This is a genomic window from Azospirillum humicireducens (assembly GCF_001639105.2).
GTDB classification, from domain to species: domain Bacteria; phylum Pseudomonadota; class Alphaproteobacteria; order Azospirillales; family Azospirillaceae; genus Azospirillum; species Azospirillum humicireducens.
Genome location: NZ_CP015285.1, coordinates 396,207 through 421,027, shown reverse-complemented (window position 1 = coordinate 421,027; position 24,821 = coordinate 396,207). Strand labels below are relative to the sequence as shown.

Sequence of the window (24,821 nt, the reverse complement as noted above, 5' to 3'; positions counted from 1 at the left end):
TCGGACCCTCCTTACCAGCTCGACTTCGTCATGCCCGGAATCTGGCCGGTCGAGGCCAGTTCGCGGAGCGTGACGCGGGACAGCTTGAACTTGCGATAGAACGCGCGCGGACGCCCGGTCATTTCGCAGCGGTTCCGGATGCGCACCTTCGAGGAGTTGCGCGGCAGCTCGGCCAGCTTGAGGCGGGCAGCGAATTGCTCTTCCGGCGGGAGGGACTTGTCGTTCGCGATTGCCTTCAGGCGCGCACGCTTGTTTGCGTACTGCTTGGCCAGCTTGGCGCGACGCTTGTTCTTTTCGATGGCACTGGTCTTAGCCATGGTCGTGCTCCAGCCTCAGCTCACGAACGGCATGTCGAAGCCCTTCAGGAGAGCCTTGGCTTCCTGGTCGGTCTTCGCCGTAGTGACGATGATGATGTCCATGCCGCGGATCTGATCGATCTTGTCGTAATCGATCTCCGGGAAAATGATCTGTTCCTTGACGCCCATGGCGTAGTTGCCACGGCCGTCAAAGCTGTCACCCGGGATACCGCGGAAGTCACGGACGCGCGGCAACGCAATCGTCACCAGGCGATCCAGGAACTCGTACATGCGGTCGCGACGGAGCGTGACCTTGCAGCCGATCGCCATGCCTTCGCGCAGCTTGAACTGGGCGATCGACTTGCGCGACTTGGTCACCACCGGCTTCTGACCGGTGATGGCGGCCATCTCGGCCACGGCGAGCTGGATCTTCTTGGAGTCGGCGACAGCCTCGCCGACACCCATGTTGACCACGATCTTCTCGATCCGCGGAACTTCCAGGTCGTTCTTGTAGCCGAATTCCGACTTCAGAGCGGCGCGGATCTTGGAATCGTAAACTTCTTTCAGACGTGCGGTCATGCCCGGGTCCTCACAGGTCGATGACTTCGCCGGACCGCTTGGCGACACGCACCTTGCGGCCATCCTCAAGGATCTTGAAACCGACGCGGGTCGGCTTGCCATCCTTGGGATCGACGTGAGCGAGATTGGAGACGTTGATCGGCGCCTCCATCTCAATGATGCCACCCTGCGAGCGGGCGCTGGCACGCTGGTGCTTCTTCACCACGTTCACGCCCTGCACAACGGCACGGTTCTCCTTGGGGAAAACCTTCAACACCTCGCCGGTCTTGCCCTTGTCACGGCCGGTCAGGACAACGACCTTGTCCTTGGTCTTGATCTTGGCGGCCATTACAGCACCTCCGGCGCCAGCGAGATGATCTTCATGAACTTCTTGCCGCGAAGCTCACGAGTGACCGGCCCGAAAATACGGGTGCCGATCGGCTCGCCCTGCTTGTTGATCAGCACGGCGGCATTGCGGTCGAAACGGATCGCCGACCCGTCCTCCCGACGCAGTTCCTTCGCGGTGCGGACGATGACGGCGCGATGCACGTCGCCCTTCTTGACGCGGCCCTTCGGAATGGCCTCCTTGACCGAGACGACGATGACGTCGCCCACGGTCGCGACCTTCCGCTTGGACCCGCCAAGCACCTTGATGCACTGCACCCGGCGCGCCCCGCTGTTATCGGCGACTTCCAGGTTGGTTTGCATCTGGATCATTGTTTACGACCTTTCGTTATCACGCGGCGCCGCTGTCGGCGGCGGACTCCGTCACGACCGTCCAACGCTTGGACTTCGAGATCGGGCGGCATTCGATGATCGAAACCGTATCGCCGACCTTGAACAGGTTGCCCTCGTCGTGGGCGGCGTACTTCTTCGACTGACGAATGAACTTCTTGTACACGGGGTGCATGACACGGCGCTCGACAAGAACCGTAACGGTCTTGTCGCACTTGTCGCTGACCACCGTGCCCTGCAGAACGCGGCGAGGCATGGATGATCCCCCTTACTTGCCGGCGTCGGCGGAGCGGGCACGCTCGCCGAGGATGGTCTTGATGCGGGCGATGTCGCGGCGCACCGTGTTCACCCGCGCGGTGTTCTCCAGCTGGCCGGAGGCCTTCTGGAAACGCAGGTTGAACTGTTCCTTCTTGAGCTGGAGGAGCTGATCGTTCAGCTCATCCGCGCTCTTCGTACGAATGTCTACGGCCTTCATGCCGCGGTCTCCTCGACACCGCCCAGGCGGGTCACCAGCTTCACCTTGATCGGCAGCTTCGCGGCCGCCAGAGCGAAGGCGGTTTTTGCCACATCTGCCGGCACGCCGTCCAGCTCAAACAGGATACGGCCGGGCTTCACACGGGCCGCCCAGTACTCCGGCGAACCCTTACCGGAACCCATGCGGACTTCGGCGGGCTTGGTGGAGACCGGGAGATCCGGGAAAATGCGGATCCAGACGCGGCCCTGACGCTTCATCGCGCGGGTGATCGCGCGGCGGGCCGCTTCGATCTGACGCGCGGTGATGCGCTCCGGCTCCAGGGCCTTCAGGCCGTAGGAGCCGAAATTGAGGGCGGTGCCGCCCTTGGCGTTGCCGTGGATGCGGCCCTTGTGGGCCTTACGGAATTTCGTGCGCTTGGGAGAAAGCATCGCTCGGCCCCTTTACTCGCGTTCGGAGCGCTCGGAGCGCTCGCGGCGGTCGCGACGATCGTGCCGCTCGCGGCGCGGCTCGCCGTCGGTCGACACCGGCTCGGAACCCATGCGCTTGTCCTGCGCCATCGGATCGTGAGCCATGACCTCGCCCTTGAACACCCACACCTTGACACCGCAGGTGCCGTAGGTGGTCTTGGCGGTGCCCACACCGTAGTCGATGTCGGCGCGCAGGGTGTGCAGCGGAACGCGGCCTTCGCGGTACCACTCCATGCGGGCGATTTCCGCACCGCCGAGACGGCCGGAGCAGTTGATCCGGATGCCCTGAGCGCCCAGACGCATGGCGGACTGCACGGCGCGCTTCATGGCGCGACGAAATGCCACACGGCGCTCGAGCTGGCTGGCGATGTTCTCGGCGATGAGACGAGCGTCGATTTCCGGCTTGCGGATCTCGACGATGTTCAGGCTCACCTCGCTGCCGGTCATCTTCGACAGCTCAAGACGCAGCTTCTCGATGTCCGCGCCCTTCTTGCCGATCACCACGCCCGGACGAGCCGAGTGGATGGTGATGCGGGCCTTCTTGGCCGGACGTTCGATCACGACGCGCGAGCAACCGGCCTGCTGCAGGCGACCCTGCAGATAGCCACGCAGCTTCAGGTCCTGATGCAGCAGGTTGGCGTAATCGCGCTTGGCGAACCAACGGCTGTCCCAGGTCCGGTTGATGCCGAGGCGCAGCCCGATCGGATTGATTTTCTGACCCATTACTCGGCCCCCTCGGCAACGGCGGCGTCACGCTCGCGAACGATGATCGTCAGGTTGCTGAACAGCTTCTCGACCCGGGCACCGCGACCGCGGGCACGGGCGTGGAAGCGCTTCATCACCAGAGCGCGACCGACCGTCGCCGACGACACGTAGAGACGGTCGACGTCGAGCTGGTGGTTGTTCTCGGCGTTCGCGATCGCGGCCTGCAGCACCTTCTTCACCTCGCCGGCGATGCGGCGCTTGGAGAAGGTCAGCTCGGCCACGGCGCGGCTGGCATCCATGTTCCGGATGAGCTGGGCGACGAGGTTGAGCTTCCGCGGGCTGGTGCGGATCATCGGATTGCGGGCCAGAGCCTCGTTCTCCGCGATCCGGCTGGGATTGGCAGACTTGCCCATGGCTTACTTCCTCTTCGCCTTCTTGTCCGCCGCGTGGCCATAGAAGGTCCGCGTCGGAGCGAACTCGCCGAACTTGTGACCGATCATGTGCTCGGTGACGAGAACCGGCAGGAACTTGTGGCCGTTGTAGACGCCGAACGTCAGACCGACGAACTGCGGCAGGATGGTCGAACGACGCGACCAGATCTTGATGATCTCGTTGCGGCCCGAAGCCCGGCTCTTGTCCGCCTTCTTCAGCAGATAGCCGTCGACGAACGGGCCCTTCCAAACGGAGCGTGCCATCGTTCGACCTCCTTACTTCGAATGACGGCGGCGCAGGATCAGGCCATCCGTCTTCTTGTTGTGACGAGTCTTCTTGCCCTTGGTCGGCTTGCCCCACGGCGTGACCGGATGACGGCCGCCCGAGGTGCGACCCTCACCACCACCGTGCGGGTGGTCGATCGGGTTCATGGCGACGCCACGGACCGACGGACGCTTGCCCAGCCAACGGTTGCGGCCAGCCTTGCCCAGGTTGGTGTTCATCTGGTCCGGGTTGGACACGGCACCCAGGGTGGCCATGCATTCGCCGCGAACCATACGCAGCTCGCCCGAGGGGAGCTTGAGCTGGGCGTAGCCGCCGTCGCGGCCGACCAGCTGCAGGTAGGTGCCGGCGGAACGAGCCACCTGACCACCCTTGCCGGCCTTCAGTTCGACGTTGTGCACGATCGAACCGACGGGGATGTTCTTCAGCGGCATGGCATTGCCGGGCTTCACGTCGACGCGTTCGCCCGAAATGACCGTGTCGCCGACCTTCAGGCGCTGCGGCGCCAGGATGTAGGACAGGGTCCCATCCTGGTACTTGATCAGCGCGATGAAGGCGGTGCGGTTCGGATCATATTCGAGCCGCTCGACGGTGGCCGGAACGTCGAACTTGCGACGCTTGAAGTCCACCAGACGATAGGTGCGCTTATGACCGCCACCCATACGGCGCGCAGTGATGCGGCCGGTGTTGTTGCGGCCACCAGACTTGGTCAGGCCCTCAGTGAGGGTCTTGACCGGCTTGCCCTTCCACAGCTCCGAGCGGTCAACAATGACCAGCTGGCGGAGCGACGGCGTAATCGGGCGGTATTGCTTCAGAGCCATCGGATCACACTCCCGCTCAGATGCCCGTGGTCACGTCGATCTTGTTACCCTCGGCGAGGGTGACGACGGCCTTCTTGAAGTCCGAGCGACGGCCGATGGTGCCGCGGAACCGCTTGGTCTTGCCCTTGGAAACCAGGGTGTTGACCGCGGTCACCTTGACGTTGAAGAGACCTTCAACGGCGGCCTTGATCTCCGGCTTGGAGGCCGTGAGCGGCACGCGGAACGTGACCTGGTTATGCTCCGACACCAACGTCGACTTCTCGGTGATGACGGGAGCGAGGATCAGGTCGTACATCCGCTCCTGGCTCACCGCAGGTTTCGACTGCTTGCTCATTTCAGGCGAGCCTCCAGTTGCTCGACCGCGTTGCGGGTCAGGACCAGCGTGTCGCGGCGGAGAATGTCGTAGACGTTGGCGCCCTGCTCCGGCAGCACGTCGATCAGCGGGATGTTGCGCGAAGCCTTGGCGAAGTTCTCGTCCAGGTTCGAGCCATCGATGATCAGCGCGGACGTCAGGCCCAGGGTGGCGAGACGGGCAGCCAGCTCCTTGGTCTTGTGCGTCTCGGCAGCGGCAGCCTCGAGAACGATCAGCTTGCCCTCAGCGGCCTTGGCCGACAGGGCAGTCTTGAGCGCCAGCTTGCGGACCTTCTTGGTCAGCTCATGGGCGTGCGAGCGCACGACCGGGCCGAAGATGGTCGCACCGCCGCGGAACTGCGGCGAACGGATGGAGCCCTGACGAGCGCGACCGGTGCCCTTCTGCGAGTAGGGCTTCTTGGTCGTGCCGCTGATCTCGCTGATGCCCTTGGTCTTGTGGTTGCCGGAGCGGCGCTTGGCCAGCTGCCAGTTAACCATGCGGGCCAGCAGGTCGGTGCGGGTCGGCAGGCCGAACACGGCGTCCGACAGCTCGATCTCGCCGACGGCTTCGTTGTTCAGGTTCTTGATCGTGGCCTTCATGGCGCTCACTCCTGCGTCTCGGCCGGGGCTTCCGCCGCCGGAGCAGACTTGATGCCGGCCGGGAAGGGCAGGCCTTCCGGAGCCTTCTTCTTGACGGCGTCACGGATGCGCAGCCAACCGCCCTCGGCGCCGGGGACGGCACCCTTGAGCATGATCAGACCACGGGCTTCGTCGACGGCGACGACCTGGAGGTTCAGGACCGTAACCCGCTCGTCGCCGAGATGACCGGCCATCTTCTTGTTCTTGAAGACCTTGCCGGGATCCTGACGGTTACCCGTCGAACCGTGCGAACGGTGCGACACCGACACGCCGTGCGTGGCGCGCAGACCACCGAAGTTCCAGCGCTTCATCGCACCGGCAAAACCCTTACCGATGGAAGTGCCGGTGACGTCGACGTACTGGCCGGCGACGAAGTGGGCGGCCGACAGCTCGGCACCGACCTCGATCAGGGCATCGGCATCGACGCGGAACTCGACCAGCTTGCGCTTCGGTTCCACACGCGCCTTGGCGAAGTGCCCACGCTCAGGCTTGTTGACGTTCTTGACCTTGATGGCGCCCGCGCCGAGCTGGACGGCGGTATAGCCATCCTTGTCCTCGGTGCGAACGGCGACGACCTGGCAGCTGTCGACTTTCAGCACAGTGACCGGAACATGCTGACCGTCGTCCGTGAAGACGCGGGTCATGCCGACCTTCTGCGCGATCAAACCGGATCGCATTGTTCTTTATCTCCTGACCAGGGACATCCGCTTACCGGAGAGGTCCCTTACCAAACCAAAATCAGAGCTTGATCTCGACGTCGACGCCGGCGGCGAGGTCGAGCTTCATCAGCGCATCCACGGTCTGCGGCGTCGGATCGACGATGTCGAGCAGGCGCTTATGAGTGCGGATCTCGAACTGCTCGCGCGACTTCTTGTCGATGTGCGGCGAACGGTTCACGGTGAACTTTTCGATGTGCGTCGGCAGGGGAATCGGGCCCCGCACGCGCGCGCCGGTCCGCTTGGCGGTGTTGACGATCTCGCTGGTCGACTGGTCGAGCACGCGATGATCGAACGCCTTCAGACGGATGCGGATGTTCTGGCTGTCCATGTCCAAACGTCCCTTGCACCTTCTAGCGATGACGCGGACGCGTCACCGGAACTCCACGAGCTTGCTTGGGGGCATCGCCGACAGCGCAATGCCGCGCGCCGAACCACCGAAGCGGGGTCGACGGGCGACACATTGACCGATGCGACGGGCCGACACGAAAAAGAACATCCCCTGCGCAGGAAGCGCTGAGGGGATGCTCCGATCAGCATGTGGCGCGCCTCCTGTGGAGGCGCGCCTTGCCGTTCGTCTCGGGCTGCGTCTAGGCCGAAGCTGCCTACCACCAACCCAAAATCCAGAGGGCGTAATCTCTAGGCGTTCAGCGCCCGCCTGTCAATCCTGATTCTCCCCCCGTATCGGAGGAAGCTGGGTTGACAGGCGGACGGCTCCGAACACCGACGCCCGATGGCTAGAACCGGGCGGGCCGCCCTTCCTGCTCGCGCGGGGTAGACGGCCCGTCTCTTACATCCAGCGGCCGGATCGTTCCGGCCGCCCTACCCTTCCCTCTCCGGCGACCGCCTCGCGGCGGCTGCCGGATGGGTCATCACTCGACGATCTTGGCAACGACGCCGGCGCCGACGGTGCGGCCACCTTCGCGAATGGCGAAGCGCAGGCCTTCGTCCATGGCGATCGGGGCGATCAGAGCCACTTCCATGGCGACGTTGTCACCCGGCATCACCATCTCGACGCCTTCCGGCAGCGAGACCATACCGGTCACGTCCGTCGTACGGAAGTAGAACTGCGGACGGTAGTTGGTGAAGAACGGGGTGTGACGGCCGCCCTCTTCCTTCGTCAGGATGTAGGCTTCGGCCTTGAACTTGGTGTGCGGGGTGATCGAACCCGGCTTGGCCAGAACCTGGCCGCGCTCGACGTCCTCACGCTTGGTGCCGCGCAGCAGCGCGCCGATGTTGTCGCCAGCTTCACCCGAATCGAGCAGCTTGCGGAACATCTCGACGCCCGTCACCGTCGTCTTAACCGTGGCCTTCAGGCCGACGATCTCGACTTCGTCACCGACCTTCACGATGCCACGCTCGACGCGGCCGGTCACCACGGTGCCGCGGCCCGAGATCGAGAACACGTCTTCGATCGGCATCAGGAACGGACGGTCCTTCGGACGCTCCGGCTGCGGGATGTACTCGTCGACCGTCTTCATCAGCGCCAGGACGGCGTCACGGCCGATCTCCGGCGAACGGTCTTCCAGTGCGCACAGCGCCGAGCCCTTGGTGATCGGAATGTCGTCGCCCGGGAACTGGTAGGACGACAGAAGCTCGCGCACTTCCAGCTCGACCAGCTCCAGCAGCTCCGGATCGTCGACCATGTCGACCTTGTTCATGAACACGACCAGCGCCGGAACGCCAACCTGGCGGGCCAGCAGGATGTGCTCGCGGGTCTGCGGCATCGGGCCGTCCGCGGCAGACACGACCAGGATCGCGCCGTCCATCTGGGCGGCACCGGTGATCATGTTCTTCACGTAGTCGGCGTGGCCCGGGCAGTCGACGTGCGCGTAGTGGCGGTTGGTCGTCTCGTACTCGACGTGGGCCGTCGAGATCGTGATGCCGCGGGCCTTCTCTTCCGGCGCCTTGTCGATCTGGTCGTAAGCGGTGAAGGTGGCGCCGCCGGACTCCGCCAGCACCTTCGTGATCGCCGCCGTCAGCGACGTCTTGCCGTGGTCGACGTGGCCGATCGTGCCAACGTTGCAGTGCGGCTTGTTCCGCTGAACTTTGCCTTCGCCATGGGGTGGTCTCTCCGTTTCTCAATCGTTCCAGCGGTCTTCAGGCCACCTTGGCGCGGACACCGTCCGCGATGGCCTGTGGCACCGGCTCATAATGGTCGAACTGCATGCTGTACTGCGCGCGGCCCTGACTCATGGAGCGCAGGGAGTTCACATAGCCGAACATGGCCGCCAAGGGAACCAGTCCCGTGACGATTCGCGCGTTGCCGCGCTGGTCCATGCCGGTGATCTGCCCCCGGCGACCGTTCAGGTCGCCGATGACGTCGCCCATATAGTCGTCCGGCGTGATGATTTCGACCCGCATCAGCGGCTCAAGCAGCGCCGGTGCAGCTTTTGTCATCGCCTCGCGGAATGCGGCCCGCGCCGCCAACTCGAAGGCCAGCGGGGAGGAATCGACATCGTGGGTCTCGCCGCCGGCCAAGGTGACCTTCACATCGACGACCGGATAGCCGGCGACCACACCGCTGTCCTTGGCGGCTTCCAGTCCGCGTTGCACACCGGCGACGAAATCCCGCGACAGGGTGACCGCGCGGTTCTCGAACACGAAGCCGGCGCCGCGCTCCAGCGCCTCGACCTTCAGCGTCACCCGCGCGAATTGGGCCCGGTCGCCGGTCTGTCGGGCATGGGTATGGTCCACCTCGGCAGCGCGCAGCACAGTCTCGCGGTAGGCCACCTTCGGCGTGCCGACGGAAGCGTCGACGCGAAATTCGCGCTTCATCCGGTCGACGACGATGTCGAGATGCAGTTCGCCCATGCCGCGGATGACGGTCTGGCCGCTCTCGCGATCGACGGACACCCGCATCGACGGGTCTTCGTGGCTCAGCCGGTTCAACGCCGCCGCCATCTTCTCCTGGTCGGCCTCGGTGCGCGGCTCAACCACGATCTCGATCACCGGCTCGGGAACATCCAGCCGTTCGAGCACGATGGGCTTTGCCGGGTCACAGAGGGTATCGCCGGTCGCGGTGCGCTCCAGCCCGGCGAAGGCAACGATGTCGCCAGTGTGGGCGCGCTCGATGTCTTCCCGACTGTTGGCATGCATCAGCAACATGCGTCCGATCTTCTCGCGCTCACCCTTCACGGGGTTGAGCATCCAATCGCCCACGGTCGCGGTGCCGGAGTAGATCCGGCAGAAGGTGAGCGTCCCGACATAGGGGTCGTTCATCACCTTGAAAGCCAAGCCGGCGAAAGGCGCACTGTCGTTTGCCGGCCGCTCTTCGCTGCGGTCGCCGCTCACGGCATGTCCTTTGATCGCACCGATGTCGTTGGGTGCCGGCAGGTAATCCACAACGGCATCCAACATCGGCTGGATACCCTTGTTGCGGAAGGCGGAACCGCAGAGCACCGGAACGACCGCGCCGGTGATGGTGCCCTTGCGGATCAGCCCGCGCAGGGCATTGGGCGCAGGCTCCTCGCCGCGCTCCAGGTAGGCGGCCATCGCCGCCTCATCGAGGTCCAGAACGGCTTCCAGCAGCGTCTGGCGGGCGCTCGCTGCCGTTTCAGCCAATTCCTCGGGAATGTCTGTATGTTCGAATTCAGCGCCGAGCGTCTCGGCCTTCCAGATCGTGGCGCGCATCGCGACCAGATCGACGATTCCGGAAAAGCCCGCTTCAACACCGATGGGAATCTGAAGGACCAGCGGCTTCACGCCCAGCCGGTCTGTCATCATAGCGACGCAGTTGGGGAAATCTGCCCCGACACGGTCCATCTTGTTGACGAAGGCCATGCGCGGCACGCCGTACTTGTCGGCCTGCCGCCACACGGTTTCCGTCTGGGGCTCGACCCCCGCAACAGCGTCGAAGATGGCGACAGCGCCATCCAGGACACGCAAGGACCGCTCGACCTCAATCGTAAAATCGACGTGGCCGGGCGTATCGATGATGTTGATGCGGTGGTCGCGCCAGAAACAGGTCGTAGCCGCCGAAGTGATGGTGATGCCCCGTTCCTGCTCCTGCTCCATCCAATCCATGACGGCAGTGCCGTCATTGACCTCGCCCATGCGATAGGACTTGCCGGTGTAGAACAGGATGCGCTCGGTCGTCGTCGTCTTGCCGGCATCGATGTGAGCCATGATGCCGATGTTGCGGTAACGGTCGAGGGCGTGCGAACGGGGCATGCAAAATCACCAGGACAGGCGTGAACCTTACCAGCGGTAGTGCGAGAACGCCTTGTTGGCTTCCGCCATACGGTGCGTGTCTTCGCGCTTCTTCACGGCGGTGCCGCGCTGGCTGGCAGCGTCGAGCAGCTCGCCCGACAGACGCTCGGTCATGGTGTTTTCCGAGCGGGCGCGGGCGGCGCTGATCAGCCAACGAATGGCCAGTGCCTGGGCGCGGTCCGAACGGACCTCGACCGGAACCTGGTAGGTCGCACCGCCGACGCGACGCGAACGCACTTCGAGGTGCGGCTTCACGTTGGCCAGGGCGTCGTGGAAGACCTGAACCGGGTCGTTCTTGGTCTTGACCTCGATGCGGCCGAGCGCACCGTAGACGATGCCTTCGGCGGCCGACTTCTTGCCGTCCAGCATCAGGCAGTTCATGAACTTCGTCAGGACGCGGTCGCCGTACTTGGCGTCCGGCAGGACTTCACGCTTCTCGGCGCGATGACGACGGGACATCGTGAGTTCTCCTTACTTCGGACGCTTCGCGCCGTACTTCGAACGGCGCTGCTTACGATCCTTGACGCCCTGGGTATCCAGCGTGCCGCGAATGATGTGGTAGCGAACGCCGGGAAGATCCTTCACACGACCGCCGCGGATCATGACCACCGAGTGTTCCTGGAGGTTGTGGCCCTCACCAGGGATGTAGCTCGTCACCTCGAAGCCGTTCGTCAGACGAACGCGGGCGACCTTACGGAGCGCCGAGTTCGGCTTCTTCGGGGTGGTGGTGTAAACGCGAGTGCAGACGCCACGCTTCTGCGGGCAGGCCTCCATCGCGGGAACCTTGTTGCGCGCGGCCAACGGCTCGCGCGGCTTACGGATCAACTGGTTGATCGTCGGCATATCTGCCCTTCATCCCTTCAAGATCACTCGGCCGGCGGAGCCGGACGAAGCAAAAGCCCGCCTGCGAAACGTTGCCGTTCCGAGCGGGCTGAATGAGCGAAAGCCGATCGGAAAGCTCCGATCGGCGGGATCGGTGGATTCAAGCGGACGCACGGGTTGCCCCAGGGGTCCTCTGAAGTTCGCGGACTTTAGGGAAAGGGGTCGATGGAGTCAAGCGAGCTTTGCGCCGCGTTTGGATCCGGCCGGGCGGAGCGCTCCGGAGCGCCAGTCGGACGCGTCACCGGAGATCAGCCTGCCTCGGGGGCAGCCCCAACTCCGACAGTGCGCGGATGATCATATCGCGCAATTCCCGGTGAATGGCCATGCGATTTGGGCCGGCATCGTCACGACAGAGCGAAGCGTCCTCCCCGTTCTCCCGCAAAAGAGCGGCAGCTTGGGTGGCGCAAATCGGAAAGAGGCTGAAGGGAGTTGCCCCCGCCACGGACCGAAGACGGTCAGGCGGCAGGAAGCCGGCTAGATCGTCCACCTTCGCACCTGGGATCGCCGCGTCGTCGAGCAGCAGAACCGACATCGAGCGGCTGGCCGCCGTCAGCCCCTCCGACGTCATGATACTGGTCAATTCCGGGGCCACGGCCACACCGGCCACCACCCGGGCGTCACGGTGATCGGCCCCCACCGGACCGAGATCCAAGCCGGAGAAGGAAATGCCGGCCTTTGCAAACCAACGGCAATCACGATCCTCCGGCGATCGCTCGCACAGGCTCCTGTAGCGTTCGCCGCTGATTCGTACTCCGAGCAGTGCCATGGCCGAGGTTCCGCCACGCAACAGCCCGACCGTGCCGATCCGTCCGGGCTCGATCGTCGATGACAATTCGGCGTTTCCAAGCAGCGCGGAAATCGCCGCGCTCATGTCGGCGGGCCGGGCGGTCAGTTCCTTGAGCACACCGGCGCCATCCGGTTGGAACCCGACGGGTTCGACGAGGGCCACGACATAGCCGGCCCGCGCCATCCCGGCCGCAAGCCAGTCTCCGATATGGCCGCCTGCGCGCAACCCGCCATGCGCCATCACCAGCAGAGGATGGCGCCCTTGGGGAAGCGCGCCCGTCCGGGCCGGCGTCGGTTCGAAAACCCGACTGCCTCCGACAAGCGTGCCGGCACCACCATCGCCATCGCTTGCAGCGGGATACCAGATGCCGACCGTCACCTCGCCGCCACGCGCCGGCGAGGCGATGGTCATCGACCGGTATCCCACCGCGACCGTCGTTTCCGGCAGGCCGGAAAGGGCCGATCCGGTGGCCGCCGGCAGGAGCAGCGTGACAAGGGCCACCTTCAGGAGCGCGATCAACCTCCGCCGCATCATGTCATCCTCCGATCCGGCCAAAGGAAAAGCCGGACAAAGAAAAAGTCCGGGGCTTCCTTATCGGAGGCACCCGGACTTCTTCTAACACCCAACCAATCAGCGCCGCATCAGGCCGCGGAGCTTTCCTCGCCCGGGGTCGGCAGGGCCGGAGTTTCCTCCGGAGCGCCGGCTTCCAGGGCGGCCTCGCGGTCGCGCTCGGCGGCGATCAGCTTCAGGCGGTTCACCACGGAGCCCGTGCCGGCCGGGATCAGGCGACCGACGATGACGTTCTCCTTCAGGCCTTCCAGATTGTCGACCTTGCCGCCGACGGCCGCTTCCGTGAGGACGCGGGTGGTTTCCTGGAACGACGCGGCCGAGATGAAGGACCGCGTCTGCAGGCTGGCCTTGGTGATGCCCTGGAGAACCGGATGACCGTGGGCGGGCTGGAGGCCTTCCGCCACGGTCTTCTCGTTCTCCTCGTCGAACTCCTGACGGTCGACCTGCTCGCCCACCAGGAAGGTGGTCTCGCCGGCGTCGGTGATCTCGACCTTCTGCAGCATCTGGCGAACGATCACCTCGATGTGCTTGTCGTTGATCTTCACGCCCTGCAGTCGATAGACGTCCTGGATCTCGTTGATCAGGTAGTCGGCCAAGGCCTCCACACCCATCACCGCCAGGATGTCGTGCGGCACCGGGTTGCCGTCCATCAGCAGATCGCCGCGTTCGACATAGTCACCCTCCTGCACGGAGATGTGCTTGCCCTTCGGGATCAGATACTCCTTCTCGTCACCGGTCTCGTCATTGCGGACGACGATGCGGCGCTTGGTCTTGTAGTCCTTACCGAATTCGACGCGGCCGCTCATCTCCGAGATGATCGCGAAGTCCTTCGGACGACGCGCCTCGAACAGCTCGGCCACGCGCGGCAGACCGCCGGTGATGTCACGGGTCTTGGACGACTCGCGGGGGATACGCGCCAGCACGTCGCCGGCCCGGACCTCGGCACCGTTCTCCACCGACAGGATGGCGTCCACCGACATGAAGTAACGGGCTTCCAGGCCGTTCGGCAGGGTGATCAGGTCGCCCCGCTCATCCACCAGCGCGATGCGCGGCTTCAGATCGGCACCGCGCGGCTGCTGGCGCCAGTCGACCACCACCTTGGAGCTGATGCCGGTCGCCTCGTCCATCACCTCGCGCATGGAGATGCCTTCCACGAGGTCGATGTAGCGGGCGGTACCGGCGCGTTCGGTGATGATCGGCAGGGTGTAGGGATCCCATTCGGCCAGCTTCGCGCCGCGCTCGACCTTCACGCCCTCGTCGGCCAGCAGCTTGGCACCGTACGGCACACGGTGACGGGCCCGCTCGCGGCCCTGCTCGTCGAGCAGGATCACTTCGGTGCTGCGCCCCATGACGACCGGGATGCCGGACGAGTTCATGACGACGTTGCGGTTGTTGATCCGCACCGTCGCATCGAACGCCGCCTCGATCTGGCTCTGCTCCGCACCGCGCTGCGCCGCACCGCCGATGTGGAAGGTACGCATCGTCAGCTGGGTGCCGGGCTCGCCGATCGACTGCGCCGCGATGACGCCGACCGCCTCGCCGGTGTTCACCAGCGTGCCGCGGGCCAGGTCACGGCCGTAGCACTTGGCGCAGACGCCGTCGCGGGTCTCGCAGGTCAGGACCGAACGGATCTTCACCGAGTCGATGCCAGACCGCTCGATACGGTCGACCGTCGGCTCGTCGATCAGGCCGCCGTCCTCGACGATCAGCTCGCCGTTCAGCGGGTCGATCACGTCGCCGACCACGGTACGGCCGAGGATGCGGTCGCCCAGCGGGCTGATGACTTCGCCGCCGTCGATCACCGCCTTGACGGTGATGCCGCGCTCGGTGCCGCAATCATGCTCGACGATGATGGCGTCCTGCGCCACGTCGACCAGACGGCGGGTCAGGTAACCGGAGTTCGCCGTCTTCAAGGCGGTGTCGGCCAGACCCTTGCGGGCGCCGTGGGTGGAGTTGAAGTACTCCAGCACGGTCAGGCCTTCCTTGAAGTTCGAGATGATGGGCGTCTCGATGATCTCGCCCGACGGCTTGGCCATCAGGCCGCGCATGCCGGCCAGCTGACGGATCTGCGCGGCGGAACCGCGCGCACCGGAGTGGGCCATCATGTACACCGAGTTCACCGGCTTGCCGGCTTCGGTGGTCGAGATCGCCTTCATCATCTCGGAGGCGACCTTTTCGGTGCATTCCGACCAGACGTCGACGACCTTGTTGTACTTCTCGCCCTGGGTGATCAGACCGTCGAGATACTGCTGCTCGAACTCCTTCACCCGCTCCTTCGACTCGTTGACCAGCTTCTCCTTGGCGACGGGGATGACCATGTCGTCCTTGCCGAAGGAAATGCCGGCGCGGCAGGCGTGACCGAAGCCCAGCTTCATCAGGCGATCGGCGAAGATCACCGTCTCCTTCTGGCCGCAGTGGCGGTAGACGGCGTCGATGACGTTGCCGACGTCCTTCTTGGTCAGGACGCGGTTGATCAGCGAGAACGGCACCTTCGGGTGACGCGGCAGCAGCTCCGACAGCAGCATGCGGCCCGGCGTCGTCTCGACGATGCTGATCAGCTCGTTGCCCTCGTCGTCCACGCCGACGTAGCGCGCCTTGATCTTCGCATGGATCGACAGGACCTTGGCGTTCAGCGCCTGCTCGATCTCCGAGACGTTGGCGAACACCATGCCCTCGCCCTTCTCGCTCGGGCGGTCCATGGAGATGTAATAGATGCCGAGCACGATATCCTGCGACGGCACGATGATCGGCTTGCCATTGGCGGGCGACAGGATGTTGTTGGTCGACATCATCAGGACGCGCGCTTCCAGCTGGGCCTCGAGGCTCAGCGGGACGTGCACGGCCATCTGGTCGCCGTCGAAGTCGGCGTTGAAGGCGGTGCAGACCAGCGGGTGCAGCTGAATCGCCTTGCCTTCGATCAGCGTCGGCTCGAACGCCTGGATGCCGAGACGGTGCAGCGTCGGCGCACGGTTCAGCATCACCGGATGCTCGCGGATGACCTCTTCCAGGATGTCCCACACCTCGGGACGCTCCTTTTCCACCATCCGCTTGGCGGCCTTGATGGTGGAGGCGAGGCCATACAGCTCCAGCTTGGCGTAGATGAAGGGCTTGAACAGCTCCAGCGCCATCTTCTTCGGCAGGCCGCACTGGTGCAGCTTCAGCTCCGGACCGACGACGATGACCGAACGGCCCGAGTAATCGACGCGCTTGCCGAGCAGGTTCTGACGGAAGCGGCCCTGCTTGCCCTTCAGCATGTCGGACAGCGACTTCAGCGGACGCTTGTTGGCGCCGGTGATGACGCGGCCACGGCGGCCGTTGTCGAACAGAGCGTCGACGGCCTCCTGCAGCATGCGCTTCTCGTTGCGGACGATGATGTCCGGCGCCTTCAGCTCGATCAGCCGCTTCAGACGGTTGTTGCGGTTGATGACGCGGCGGTACAGGTCGTTCAGGTCGGACGTCGCGAAACGGCCGCCGTCGAGCGGGACCAGCGGACGCAGCTCGGGCGGGATCACCGGAATGACTTCCAGGATCATCCACTCGGGGCGCGACTGCGAGGCAAGGAAGGCGTCGATCAGCTTCAGGCGCTTGACCAGCTTCTTGCGCTTGGCTTCGGAGTTGGTGTCGCGCAGATCCTCACGGCAGCGCTTCTTCTCCTCGTCGAGGTCGAGCGCCGACAGCATGATGCGCAGCGCTTCGGCACCGATCGACGCGGTGAAGGCGTCCTCGCCATACTCGTCCTGGGCGTTCATGTACTCTTCCTCGCTCAGCAGCGAATGCAGCTTGAGCGGGGTGAGGCCGGGCTCGATGACGACGTAGTTTTCGAAATAGAGGATGCGCTCCAGATCCTTGAGCGTCATGTCGAGCAGCAGGCCGATGCGGCTCGGCAGCGACTTCAGGAACCAGATGTGCGCGACCGGGGACGCCAGTTCGATATGGCCCATGCGCTCGCGCCGGACCTTCGACAGCGTGACCTCGACGCCGCACTTCTCGCAGATGATGCCGCGATACTTCATGCGCTTGTACTTGCCGCACAAGCACTCGTAATCCTTGATCGGGCCGAAGATGCGGGCGCAGAACAGGCCGTCGCGCTCCGGCTTGAAGGTGCGGTAGTTGATGGTTTCCGGCTTCTTGATCTCGCCGTAGGACCAGGACCGGATCCGCTCGGGGCTCGCGATCTGGATGCGGATCTGATCGAAGCTCTGCGGCCCCTGGACCTGGCCGAAAATGTTCATCAACTCATTCATGACCGTCTCCCGCTGGCATCGCCGCGTTGTCGGTTAAGGGCAGTGCATGACCCCGGAACGGCGAACACGCCGTTCCGGGGTTTGGTCACGTCAAATCGGCTCAGTAGGACCGCTGGTTCAGTTCGACGTTCAGGCCGAGCGAGCGCAGCTCCTTGACCAGCACGTTGAACGACTCCGGAATGCCGGCCTCGAAGTTGTCGTCGCCGCGGACGATGGCTTCGTAGACCTTGGTGCGGCCGGACACGTCGTCCGACTTCACCGTCAGCATTTCCTGCAGCGTGTAGGCGGCGCCATAGGCTTCCAGCGCCCAGACCTCCATCTCACCGAAGCGCTGACCGCCGAACTGGGCCTTACCGCCCAGCGGCTGCTGCGTGACCAGCGAGTAGGGACCGATCGACCGGGCGTGGATCTTGTCGTCCACGAGGTGGTGCAGCTTCAGCATGTAGATGTAGCCGACGGTGACCTTGCGATCAAAGGTCTCGCCGGTGCGGCCGTCCACCAGAGTCGACTGGCCCGACCGGTCGAAGCCGGCGCGTTCCAGATGGACGCAGATGTCCTCCTCGCGGGCGCCGTCAAAGACCGGCGTCGCGAAGGGCACGCCCTTGCGCAGGTTGCCGCCCAGTTCCAGCAGCTCGCCGTCGGTCATGTCGGCGATGTCCTCGTTGTAGGTCACCTCGCCGTACGCCGACTTCAGCGTGCTGCGCAGGGCCTCCAGCTGGGGAGCGCCTTCCGCCTTCTGGCGGATCGCCAGACGGTACTGGTCGACCGCACGGCCGATCTGCTTGCCGAGACCCGAGGCCGCCCAACCGAGGTGGGTTTCCAGGATCTGACCGACATTCATGCGCGACGGCACGCCCAGCGGGTTCAGCACCAGATCGACGGGGGTGCCGTCCTCCAGGTAAGGCATGTCCTCCTGCGGGATGATGCGCGAGACGACACCCTTGTTGCCGTGACGGCCGGCCATCTTGTCGCCCGGCTGCAGCTTGCGCTTCACCGCGACGAAGACCTTGACCATCTTCATGACGCCCGGCGGCAGCTCGTCACCGCGCTGCAGCTTGTCGACCTTGTTCTCGAAGCGGTCCTGCAGGGCCTTGATCGAGTCGTCGAACACCTTCGCAAGGTTCTCGACGGTCTCCATCACCTGCTCGTCGGCGATGGCGATCTGGCGCCACAGGCCCTTCGACAGGCCGGCCAGCACCTCGTCGGTCAGCACCGTGCCGCCCTTCATGCCCTTCGGGCCGGACTGGGCGGTCTGGCCGATCAGCACTTCCTTCAGGCGGGTGTAGAAGCTGCGCTCCAGAATACCGCGCTCGTCGTCGCGGTCCTTGGCCAGCTTCTCGATCTCGGCGCGTTCGATGGCGAGCGCGCGCTCGTCCTTGTCGACGCCGCGGCGGCTGAACACGCGGACCTCGACGATGGTGCCGACGACGCCCGGCGGCAGACGCAGCGAGGTGTCGCGGACGTCGGAGGCCTTTTCGCCGAAGATGGCGCGCAGCAGCTTCTCTTCCGGCGTCATCGGGCTTTCGCCCTTCGGCGTCACCTTGCCGACCAGGATGTCGCCCGGACGGACTTCGGCGCCGATATAGACGATGCCGGCCTCGTCAAGGTTCTTCAGAGCTTCCTCACCCACGTTCGGAATGTCGCGGGTGATTTCCTCCTGGCCCAGCTTGGTGTCGCGAGCCATGACCTCGAACTCCTCGATGTGGATCGAGGTGAAGACGTCGTCCTTGACGATGCGCTCGTTGATGAGGATCGAGTCCTCGAAGTTGTAGCCGTTCCACGGCATGAACGCGACGAGCACGTTCCGGCCGAGCGCCAGCTCACCGAGGTCGGTCGACGGACCGTCGGCGACGATGTCGCCGGCGTTCACACGGTCACCGACCTTCACCAGCGGACGCTGGGTGATGCAGGTGTTCTGGTTGGACCGCTGGAACTTCAGCAGGTTGTAGATGTCGACGCCCGGCGCCGTGCTGTCCGAGCTGTCGGTGGCACGAACGACGATGCGGGTGGCGTCGACCTGGTCGACGATGCCCGAACGCTTGGCCACGATGGTCACGCCGCTGTCGCGGGCGACGGTCGCCTCCATGCCGGTGCCGACCAGCGGGGCGTCGGCCTTCACCAACGGCACCGCCTGACGCTGCATGTTCGAGCCCATCAGCGCGCGGTTGGCGTCGTCGTTCTCCAGGAACGGGATCAGCGCCGCGGCGACGGACACCAACTGCTTCGGCGACACGTCGATCAGGTCGATCGCTTCCGGCCGGAACATCAGGTACTCACCGCCCTGGCGGCAGGACACCAGATCGGCGGCGAAGCTGTTGTCGGGATTCAGCTCGGCGTTCGCCTGGGCGACGACGTAGCGGCCCTCCTCCATCGCCGACAGATAGACCACCTCGTTGGTGACCTTGCCGTCGATGACCTTGCGGTAGGGGCTCTCGATGAAGCCGTACTGGTTCACGCGGGCATAGGTCGCCAGCGAGTTGATCAGACCGATGTTCGGGCCTTCCGGCGTCTCAATCGGGCAGATGCGGCCATAGTGTGTCGGATGCACGTCGCGCACCTCGAAGCCGGCGCGCTCGCGGGTCAGACCGCCCGGGCCGAGGGCCGAGAGACGACGCTTGTGCGTGATCTCGGACAGCGGGTTGGTCTGGTCCATGAACTGCGACAGCTGCGACGAACCGAAGAACTCACGCACGGCGGCGGCAGCCGGCTTGGCGTTGATCAGGTCGTGCGGCATCACCGTGTCGATCTCGACCGAGCTCATGCGCTCTCGGATCGCACGTTCCATGCGCAGCAGGCCGACGCGGTACTGGTTCTCCATCAGCTCGCCGACCGAGCGGACGCGGCGGTTGCCGAGATGGTCGATGTCGTCGATCTCGCCGCGGCCGTCCTTCAGGTTCACCAGAACCTTCAGGATCTCCAGGATGTCCTCCTTGCGGAGAACGCGCATCTGGTCGTCGGTCTGGAAGTTCAGGCGCGCGTTCATCTTGACGCGGCCGACGGCAGACAGGTCGTAGCGCTCGCTGTCGAAGAACAGGCCGGAGAACAGCGCCTCGGCCGATTCCAGGGTCGGCGGCTCGCCCGGACGCATGACGCGGTAGATATCGATCAGCGCGTCTTCACGGCTGGCGTTGCGGTCCGCATTCATGGTGTTGCGGATGTAGGCGCCGACATTCAGATGGTCGATCGCCAGCACCGGCAGTTCGTCGACGCCGGTCTTCTCCAGCTTCTCCAGGTCGCTGGCCGACAGCTCGTCACCGGCTTCGAACAGGACTTCGCCCGTGCGCTCGTTGATGATGTCGACGGCGAGGTAGCGGCCGGTCAGCTCCTCGGTGGAGACCTGCTGCTCGGTCAGGCCGGCTTCGACCAGCTTCTTGATGACGCGCGGCGTCATCTTGGTGCCGGCCTCGGCCACGATGGCGCCGGTGGCGGCATCGACGAGATCGGACGCCAGCTTGACGCCCTTCATGCGCTCGGCGCTGAACGGGGTCTTCCAGCCGCCGGCGGAACGGCTGTAGGTGATGGTGTCGTAGAAGTAGTTGAGGATCTCTTCCTTCGACATGCCCTGCGCCTCATAGGGCAGCAGGTCCTTGCGGTTCGCCTTGCGCTCGGCGCGCAATGCCTCGGTCTCCGCGCCGTCCAGAGCGAACAGCAGCGTGGTGGCCGGCAGCTTGCGGCGGCGGTCGATGCGCACATAGACGAGGTCCTTGGCGTCGAACTCGAAGTCGAGCCAGGAACCGCGGTAGGGAATGACGCGGGCGGCGAACAGATACTTGCCCGACGCGTGGGTCTTGCCCTTGTCATGATCGAAGAAGACGCCCGGGCTGCGGTGCATCTGGGAGACGATGACGCGCTCGGTGCCGTTGATGATGAAGGTGCCGTTGGCCGTCATCAGGGGCATGTCGCCCATGTAGACGTCCTGCTCCTTGATGTCACGGATCGAGCGGAGTCCGGTGTCCTCTTCGACGTCGAACACGGACAGGCGCAGGGTGACCTTCAGCGGTGCGGCGAAGGTCATGCCGCGCTGCTGGCACTCCTCGACGTCGTACTTCGGCTGCTCAAGCTCGTACTTGACGAAATCCAGCACGGCGCGGTCGGAGAAGTCCTTGATCGGGAAGACCGACTTGAAGACTTCCTGCAGGCCCAGGTTCGCCCGCTTTTCCGGGGCGACGTCCATTTGCAGGAAGTGGTCGTAGGAGCTGCGCTGCACCTCGATGAGGTTGGGCATCTGGGTGACTTCCGGGATGCGCCCGAAGCTCTTCCGAACACGTTTACGACCCGTAAAGGATTTGGCCATGGATGTCCCCAAACGTCTGTACGTGATGCGCGTTATACCGACCGTTCAACCGACCGAAGGATCACGCCGGCTGCTGCCGGCTGGTCCCAAGGGCGCCCGCGCGGGCCATCCCCATGATGGGGACGGAAAGAGCCGGGCCGGGCGAGCCCGGTCCGGCGGAAGGCAGAAAATGCCGTGCGACGGCCGGCCCCCTGGGGAACCGACCGCCGTCCGGCTTGGTACTGTGTGATCCGTACGCAACAAGGTCTTACTTAATATCGACCTTGGCGCCGGCTTCTTCAAGCTGCTTCTTGATCTTGGCGGCCTCGTCCTTCGTGGCGCCTTCCTTGACCGGCTTCGGAGCGCCCTCGACCAGGTCCTTGGCTTCCTTCAGGCCCAGGCCGGTGATCGCACGGACTTCCTTAATCACGTTGATCTTCTTGTCGCCGGCATCGGCGAGGATCACCGTGAACTCGGTCTGCTCTTCGGCCGGAGCGGCAGCGGCAGCGGCCGGGCCGGCGGCGGCGACGGCCACCGGAGCGGCGGCGGAGACGCCCCACTTCTCTTCGAGGAGCTTCGACAGCTCGGCGGCTTCCAGGACGGTCAGGGCCGACAGATCGTCGACGAGCTTCTGCAGATCAGCCATTTTACTACTCCAAACAACTTGAGTTCTGGGGATGGAAAAAACGAGTGACTAGGCCTGGTTAGGCCGCCGCCTCGTCGTCCTTCTTCGCGTAGGCAGCCAGCACGCGGGCGACCTGGCCGCCCGGAGCCTGGAGAACACCGGCGATACGGGTCGCCGGGGTCTGGATCATGCCCACGAGGCGGCTACGCAGTTCGTCCAGCGACGGGAGCGAGGCGAGGGCCTTGACCCCCTCCGCGTCCAGAATCTGGGAACCGAGGCTGGCGCCGACGATCTTGAGCTTCTCGTTGGTCTTCGCGTAGTCGGCCACCACCTTGGCGGCTGCAACGGGATCCTTCGAGAAGGCAATCGCCGTCGGTCCCTTGAAGAGACCGTCCAGACCTTCGAACTGCGTCCCCTGAAGGGAACGACGGGCGAGCCGGTTCTTCGTCACTTTGAAGCTGGCGCCAGCAGCCCGAACCTTCGCACGCAGGTCGGTGACTTCCTTCACCGTCAGGCCCAGATGGTGGGTGACCACCACCAGGCCCGTGTCCTGGAGCTTCGATTGCAGAGCCGCGATCGTCGCTTCTTTTTGTGTACGATCCACGGATCGCCTCCTTGCACAGAGGTGTACATGAACCCCCTGCCCTTGCGGGCCGGAGGTCCGGCGAACCTGTCCCAGAAGTCAAGCCGTTCCTGAACCGGGCCGTCCGCACGCATGCGGTGGGACCGGAGTGGTAAACGGGTTCAACTCCTGTCTGCGCGGGTGGATTTTAAGCCCTCCCCTTTCCTTGCGGTCGGGGGGTGACACCAGCGGTCTCGGACAGGGGTGGGTGGGTGCCCTCCGGGTTGCCCCGTCAGACGATCCACCCGGTCACCGCCACTGCCCAAGAGCAGCGGCGGCGAAACGGGTCGTCAGGCGGCGGCCGGAGCCGACACGCTGGCGAGGTCGAGCTTCAGGCCCGGGCCCATGGTCGACGACAGCGAGACCTTGAGCACATACTGGCCCTTGGCGCCGGCCGGCTTGGCACGGGTGATGGCATCGACGAAGGCGCGGATGTTCTGGACCAGCGCCTCTTCCGAGAAGCTGACCTTGCCGACGCCGGCGTGAACGATACCGGTCTTCTCCGCACGGAACTCCACCGCACCGGCCTTGGCGGCCTTGACGGCGCCGGCCACGTCGGGGGTCACGGTGCCCAGCTTCGGGTTCGGCATCAGGCCGCGCGGGCCGAGCACCTTGCCGAGCTTGCCGACCACGCCCATCATGTCGGGCGAGGCGATGCAGCGGTCGAAGTTGATGTTGCCGGCCAGAATCTGTTCGGCCAGGTCGTCGCCGCCGACCACGTCGGCGCCGGCGGCCAGGGCCTCATCGACCTTGGCGCCACGGGCGAACACCGCGACGCGGACGGTCTTGCCGGTGCCGTTCGGCAGGTTCACGACGCCGCGGACCATCTGGTCGGCGTGGCGCGGATCGATGCCGAGGTTCATCGCGATCTCGATGGTCTCGTCGAACTTGGCCTTGGCGGCACCCTTCACCAGGGTGACGGCCTGCTCCAGCGGATAGAAGGCGTCGCGGTCGACGGTCTTGTAGGCGTCGGTCAGACGCTTGCCCAGCTTCGCCATAGGATCAGCCCTCCACCACTTCGAGGCCCATCGAGCGGGCGGAACCGGCGATCATCGTCGCGGCGGCGTCGACATCGTGCGCGTTCAGGTCGACCATCTTCTTCTGGGCGATCTCGCGGATCTGCGAGGTCGTGACCTGGCCGACGAAACCGCCCTTGCCGGGGGTCGTCGAACCCTTGTCCTTGCCCGACGCCTTCTTGAGGAAGTAGCTGACCGGCGGGGTCTTGGTCACGAAGGTGAAGGTGCGGTCGCCATAGGCGGTGATGACCACCGGAATCGGCATGCCGACTTCGAGGTCCGCCGTCTTGGCGTTGAACGCCTTGCAGAACTCCATGATGTTCAGGCCGCGCTGACCGAGCGCCGGGCCGATGGGCGGCGACGGGTTGGCCTTGCCGGCCGGAACCTGCAGCTTGATGTAACCGACGATTTTCTTCGCCATCTCACAACCTCCTGGGACGACGCCTCACGCCTTGAACCGGATGATCCGGCGCGGCGCCGCGGGGTTTTGCGGTTCGGCCATGGCGAGCCTCCCGCAACAGAATGGAGCCACCGATGCAAGCACCGGCAGCTCCGACTCAAAAGACAAGGAACCTTGCGTTCAGATCTTTTCGACCTGAGTGTATTCCAGCTCCACCGGCGTGGACCGACCGAAGATCGACACCGCCACCTTGAGGCGGGACTTCTCTTCGTCGACTTCCTCGACGACACCATTGAACGAGGTGAAGGGACCGTCGCTCACTCGAACCTGCTCGCCCACCTCGAAGGTGATCGACGGCTTGGGGCGCTCAAAGCCTTCCTGCACCTGATGGATGATCCGCTCGGCCTCGCGCTGGGAGATCGGCTGCGGCTTACCGCCACCGCCCAGGAAGTCCGTGACCTTCGGCGTGTTCTTCACCAGCGACCAGGATTCATCGGTCAGGTCCATCTTGACGAGGACGTAGCCAGGGAAGAACTTGCGTTCGGTGTTGATCTTGGAACCCCGGCGCACTTCGACCACTTCTTCGGTCGGGACCAGGATTTCCTCGAACTTGTCTTCCAGACCCTTTTGCGCCGCTTTTTCGCGGATCGCCTGGGAGACTTTCTTTTCGAAACCCGAATAGACGTGAACGACGTACCAGCGCGCAGCCATGT

27 protein-coding genes are annotated in these 24,821 nt (G+C 64.7%); all 27 read right to left on the bottom strand.

Annotated elements, in window-relative coordinates; translation table 11 throughout:
• Positions 1-11: 11 nt before the first annotated feature.
• The 27 genes from rpsN to nusG all read right to left on the bottom strand — a co-directional run bounded on the left by rpsN (position 12) and on the right by nusG (position 24,819).
• On the bottom strand, positions 12-317 hold the full coding sequence (gene rpsN, locus A6A40_RS01920) for a 30S ribosomal protein S14 (RefSeq protein WP_014246898.1): 306 nt from the start codon (positions 315-317) through the stop codon (positions 12-14).
• Between the two features lie 15 nt (positions 318-332).
• Complete coding sequence (rplE, locus tag A6A40_RS01915; protein WP_014246897.1) at positions 333-875, bottom strand: 50S ribosomal protein L5; 543 nt, start codon at positions 873-875, stop codon at positions 333-335.
• A gap of 10 nt (positions 876-885) precedes the next feature.
• Positions 886-1,203 (bottom strand): 50S ribosomal protein L24, encoded by a 318-nt coding sequence (rplX, locus tag A6A40_RS01910; RefSeq protein WP_014246896.1) that lies wholly within the window; start codon positions 1,201-1,203, stop codon positions 886-888.
• Positions 1,203-1,571 carry a 50S ribosomal protein L14 gene (gene rplN / locus A6A40_RS01905; protein WP_012973215.1) on the bottom strand — a complete coding sequence of 123 codons (369 nt, stop codon included), beginning with the start codon at positions 1,569-1,571 and terminating at the stop codon, positions 1,203-1,205. The genes rplX and rplN overlap by 1 nt, the downstream gene beginning before the upstream one ends.
• 19 nt (positions 1,572-1,590) lie before the next feature.
• Positions 1,591-1,845, bottom strand: coding sequence for a 30S ribosomal protein S17 (gene rpsQ / locus A6A40_RS01900; RefSeq protein WP_014246895.1), 255 nt, complete (start codon positions 1,843-1,845; stop codon positions 1,591-1,593).
• 12 nt (positions 1,846-1,857) lie between these two features.
• Positions 1,858-2,064, bottom strand: coding sequence for a 50S ribosomal protein L29 (rpmC, locus tag A6A40_RS01895; protein WP_012973213.1), 207 nt, complete (start codon positions 2,062-2,064; stop codon positions 1,858-1,860).
• On the bottom strand, positions 2,061-2,492 hold the full coding sequence (rplP, locus tag A6A40_RS01890) for a 50S ribosomal protein L16 (RefSeq protein ID WP_012973212.1): 432 nt from the start codon (positions 2,490-2,492) through the stop codon (positions 2,061-2,063). Before rplP ends, rpmC begins: the two co-directional genes overlap by 4 nt.
• 12 nt (positions 2,493-2,504) lie before the next feature.
• Entirely contained in the window at positions 2,505-3,254 is a 750-nt protein-coding gene (gene rpsC, locus A6A40_RS01885; RefSeq protein WP_012973211.1) for a 30S ribosomal protein S3, read from the bottom strand.
• Positions 3,254-3,649, bottom strand: coding sequence for a 50S ribosomal protein L22 (rplV, locus tag A6A40_RS01880; RefSeq protein WP_014246892.1), 396 nt, complete (start codon positions 3,647-3,649; stop codon positions 3,254-3,256). Before rplV ends, rpsC begins: the two co-directional genes overlap by 1 nt.
• Before the next feature lie 3 nt (positions 3,650-3,652).
• Positions 3,653-3,931 carry a 30S ribosomal protein S19 gene (gene rpsS, locus A6A40_RS01875; protein ID WP_012973209.1) on the bottom strand — a complete coding sequence of 93 codons (279 nt, stop codon included), beginning with the start codon at positions 3,929-3,931 and terminating at the stop codon, positions 3,653-3,655.
• Positions 3,932-3,943: 12 nt separating this feature from the next.
• Positions 3,944-4,771, bottom strand: a complete 828-nt coding sequence (rplB, locus tag A6A40_RS01870) for a 50S ribosomal protein L2 (RefSeq protein ID WP_012973208.1) — start codon at positions 4,769-4,771, stop codon at positions 3,944-3,946.
• Between the two features lie 16 nt (positions 4,772-4,787).
• On the bottom strand, positions 4,788-5,105 hold the full coding sequence (locus tag A6A40_RS01865) for a 50S ribosomal protein L23 (protein ID WP_012973207.1): 318 nt from the start codon (positions 5,103-5,105) through the stop codon (positions 4,788-4,790).
• Positions 5,102-5,722, bottom strand: coding sequence for a 50S ribosomal protein L4 (gene rplD, locus A6A40_RS01860; RefSeq protein WP_063633868.1), 621 nt, complete (start codon positions 5,720-5,722; stop codon positions 5,102-5,104). The genes A6A40_RS01865 and rplD overlap by 4 nt, the downstream gene beginning before the upstream one ends.
• Positions 5,723-5,727: 5 nt before the next feature.
• On the bottom strand, positions 5,728-6,438 hold the full coding sequence (rplC, locus tag A6A40_RS01855) for a 50S ribosomal protein L3 (RefSeq protein ID WP_063633867.1): 711 nt from the start codon (positions 6,436-6,438) through the stop codon (positions 5,728-5,730).
• Between the two features lie 61 nt (positions 6,439-6,499).
• A complete protein-coding gene (gene rpsJ / locus A6A40_RS01850; RefSeq protein WP_012973204.1) occupies positions 6,500-6,808 on the bottom strand; it encodes a 30S ribosomal protein S10 in 309 nt (102 codons plus the stop codon).
• Positions 6,809-7,349: 541 nt separating this feature from the next.
• The gene (tuf, locus tag A6A40_RS01845) at positions 7,350-8,489 is read right to left on the bottom strand and encodes an elongation factor Tu (protein WP_063633866.1); all 1,140 of its coding nucleotides are present in this window, start codon (positions 8,487-8,489) and stop codon (positions 7,350-7,352) included.
• 88 nt (positions 8,490-8,577) lie between these two features.
• On the bottom strand, positions 8,578-10,650 hold the full coding sequence (gene fusA / locus A6A40_RS01840; RefSeq protein WP_063633865.1) for an elongation factor G: 2,073 nt from the start codon (positions 10,648-10,650) through the stop codon (positions 8,578-8,580).
• A 27-nt stretch (positions 10,651-10,677) separates the two neighbouring features.
• Positions 10,678-11,148: a 30S ribosomal protein S7 gene (gene rpsG / locus A6A40_RS01835; RefSeq protein ID WP_012973202.1), complete on the bottom strand. Its 471-nt coding sequence runs from the start codon at positions 11,146-11,148 to the stop codon at positions 10,678-10,680.
• 12 nt (positions 11,149-11,160) lie between these two features.
• Positions 11,161-11,532 (bottom strand): 30S ribosomal protein S12, encoded by a 372-nt coding sequence (gene rpsL, locus A6A40_RS01830; protein ID WP_012973201.1) that lies wholly within the window; start codon positions 11,530-11,532, stop codon positions 11,161-11,163.
• A 277-nt stretch (positions 11,533-11,809) separates the two neighbouring features.
• Positions 11,810-12,877, bottom strand: coding sequence for an alpha/beta hydrolase family protein (locus A6A40_RS01825; RefSeq protein WP_146191532.1), 1,068 nt, complete (start codon positions 12,875-12,877; stop codon positions 11,810-11,812).
• 122 nt (positions 12,878-12,999) lie between these two features.
• A complete protein-coding gene (rpoC, locus tag A6A40_RS01820) occupies positions 13,000-17,172 on the bottom strand; it encodes a DNA-directed RNA polymerase subunit beta' (protein ID WP_063633863.1) in 4,173 nt (1,390 codons plus the stop codon).
• Between the two features lie 100 nt (positions 17,173-17,272).
• Positions 17,273-21,466 carry a DNA-directed RNA polymerase subunit beta gene (gene rpoB, locus A6A40_RS01815; RefSeq protein ID WP_063633862.1) on the bottom strand — a complete coding sequence of 1,398 codons (4,194 nt, stop codon included), beginning with the start codon at positions 21,464-21,466 and terminating at the stop codon, positions 17,273-17,275.
• Positions 21,467-21,713: 247 nt separating this feature from the next.
• Positions 21,714-22,091, bottom strand: coding sequence for a 50S ribosomal protein L7/L12 (rplL, locus tag A6A40_RS01810; RefSeq protein WP_014246882.1), 378 nt, complete (start codon positions 22,089-22,091; stop codon positions 21,714-21,716).
• A gap of 58 nt (positions 22,092-22,149) precedes the next feature.
• Positions 22,150-22,674, bottom strand: coding sequence for a 50S ribosomal protein L10 (gene rplJ, locus A6A40_RS01805; RefSeq protein ID WP_063633861.1), 525 nt, complete (start codon positions 22,672-22,674; stop codon positions 22,150-22,152).
• A gap of 308 nt (positions 22,675-22,982) precedes the next feature.
• Positions 22,983-23,690: a 50S ribosomal protein L1 gene (rplA, locus tag A6A40_RS01800; protein WP_063633860.1), complete on the bottom strand. Its 708-nt coding sequence runs from the start codon at positions 23,688-23,690 to the stop codon at positions 22,983-22,985.
• A 4-nt stretch (positions 23,691-23,694) separates the two neighbouring features.
• Positions 23,695-24,129, bottom strand: coding sequence for a 50S ribosomal protein L11 (rplK, locus tag A6A40_RS01795; protein ID WP_014246878.1), 435 nt, complete (start codon positions 24,127-24,129; stop codon positions 23,695-23,697).
• Positions 24,130-24,288: 159 nt separating this feature from the next.
• Positions 24,289-24,819 carry a transcription termination/antitermination protein NusG gene (gene nusG, locus A6A40_RS01790; protein WP_012973192.1) on the bottom strand — a complete coding sequence of 177 codons (531 nt, stop codon included), beginning with the start codon at positions 24,817-24,819 and terminating at the stop codon, positions 24,289-24,291.
• Positions 24,820-24,821: the final 2 nt, after the last annotated feature.

Bases quoted from the DNA above. Each gene is read 5' to 3' on its own strand.
- rplB (WP_012973208.1), bottom strand. From the start codon at position 4,771: ATGGCTCTGAAGCAATACCGCCCGATTACGCCGTCGCTCCGCCAGCTG.
- fusA (WP_063633865.1), bottom strand. From the start codon at position 10,650: ATGCCCCGTTCGCACGCCCTCGACCGTTACCGCAACATCGGCATCATG.
- rpsJ (WP_012973204.1), bottom strand. From the start codon at position 6,808: ATGGACAGCCAGAACATCCGCATCCGTCTGAAGGCGTTCGATCATCGC.
- rpsL (WP_012973201.1), bottom strand. From the start codon at position 11,532: ATGCCGACGATCAACCAGTTGATCCGTAAGCCGCGCGAGCCGTTGGCC.
- rplK (WP_014246878.1), bottom strand. From the start codon at position 24,129: ATGGCGAAGAAAATCGTCGGTTACATCAAGCTGCAGGTTCCGGCCGGC.
- rplE (WP_014246897.1), bottom strand. From the start codon at position 875: ATGACCGCACGTCTGAAAGAAGTTTACGATTCCAAGATCCGCGCCGCT.
- rpsG (WP_012973202.1), bottom strand. From the start codon at position 11,148: ATGTCCCGTCGTCATCGCGCCGAGAAGCGTGAAGTCCTGCCGGACGCC.
- rplP (WP_012973212.1), bottom strand. From the start codon at position 2,492: ATGCTTTCTCCCAAGCGCACGAAATTCCGTAAGGCCCACAAGGGCCGC.
- rpmC (WP_012973213.1), bottom strand. From the start codon at position 2,064: ATGAAGGCCGTAGACATTCGTACGAAGAGCGCGGATGAGCTGAACGAT.
- rplL (WP_014246882.1), bottom strand. From the start codon at position 22,091: ATGGCTGATCTGCAGAAGCTCGTCGACGATCTGTCGGCCCTGACCGTC.
- rplA (WP_063633860.1), bottom strand. From the start codon at position 23,690: ATGGCGAAGCTGGGCAAGCGTCTGACCGACGCCTACAAGACCGTCGAC.
- rplC (WP_063633867.1), bottom strand. From the start codon at position 6,438: ATGCGATCCGGTTTGATCGCGCAGAAGGTCGGCATGACCCGCGTCTTC.
- rplX (WP_014246896.1), bottom strand. From the start codon at position 1,203: ATGGCCGCCAAGATCAAGACCAAGGACAAGGTCGTTGTCCTGACCGGC.
- rplV (WP_014246892.1), bottom strand. From the start codon at position 3,649: ATGGGCAAGTCTGCCAATCCCAGCCGGATCGCGGAGAACGAGGCTCTG.
- rpsS (WP_012973209.1), bottom strand. From the start codon at position 3,931: ATGGCACGCTCCGTTTGGAAGGGCCCGTTCGTCGACGGCTATCTGCTG.
- rpoB (WP_063633862.1), bottom strand. From the start codon at position 21,466: ATGGCCAAATCCTTTACGGGTCGTAAACGTGTTCGGAAGAGCTTCGGG.
- A6A40_RS01865 (WP_012973207.1), bottom strand. From the start codon at position 5,105: ATGAGCAAGCAGTCGAAACCTGCGGTGAGCCAGGAGCGGATGTACGAC.
- rpsN (WP_014246898.1), bottom strand. From the start codon at position 317: ATGGCTAAGACCAGTGCCATCGAAAAGAACAAGCGTCGCGCCAAGCTG.
- rplD (WP_063633868.1), bottom strand. From the start codon at position 5,722: ATGAAGGCCACGATCAAGAACCTGAACAACGAAGCCGTCGGCGAGATC.
- rpsQ (WP_014246895.1), bottom strand. From the start codon at position 1,845: ATGCCTCGCCGCGTTCTGCAGGGCACGGTGGTCAGCGACAAGTGCGAC.
- rpoC (WP_063633863.1), bottom strand. From the start codon at position 17,172: ATGAATGAGTTGATGAACATTTTCGGCCAGGTCCAGGGGCCGCAGAGC.
- rpsC (WP_012973211.1), bottom strand. From the start codon at position 3,254: ATGGGTCAGAAAATCAATCCGATCGGGCTGCGCCTCGGCATCAACCGG.
- rplN (WP_012973215.1), bottom strand. From the start codon at position 1,571: ATGATCCAGATGCAAACCAACCTGGAAGTCGCCGATAACAGCGGGGCG.
- nusG (WP_012973192.1), bottom strand. From the start codon at position 24,819: ATGGCTGCGCGCTGGTACGTCGTTCACGTCTATTCGGGTTTCGAAAAG.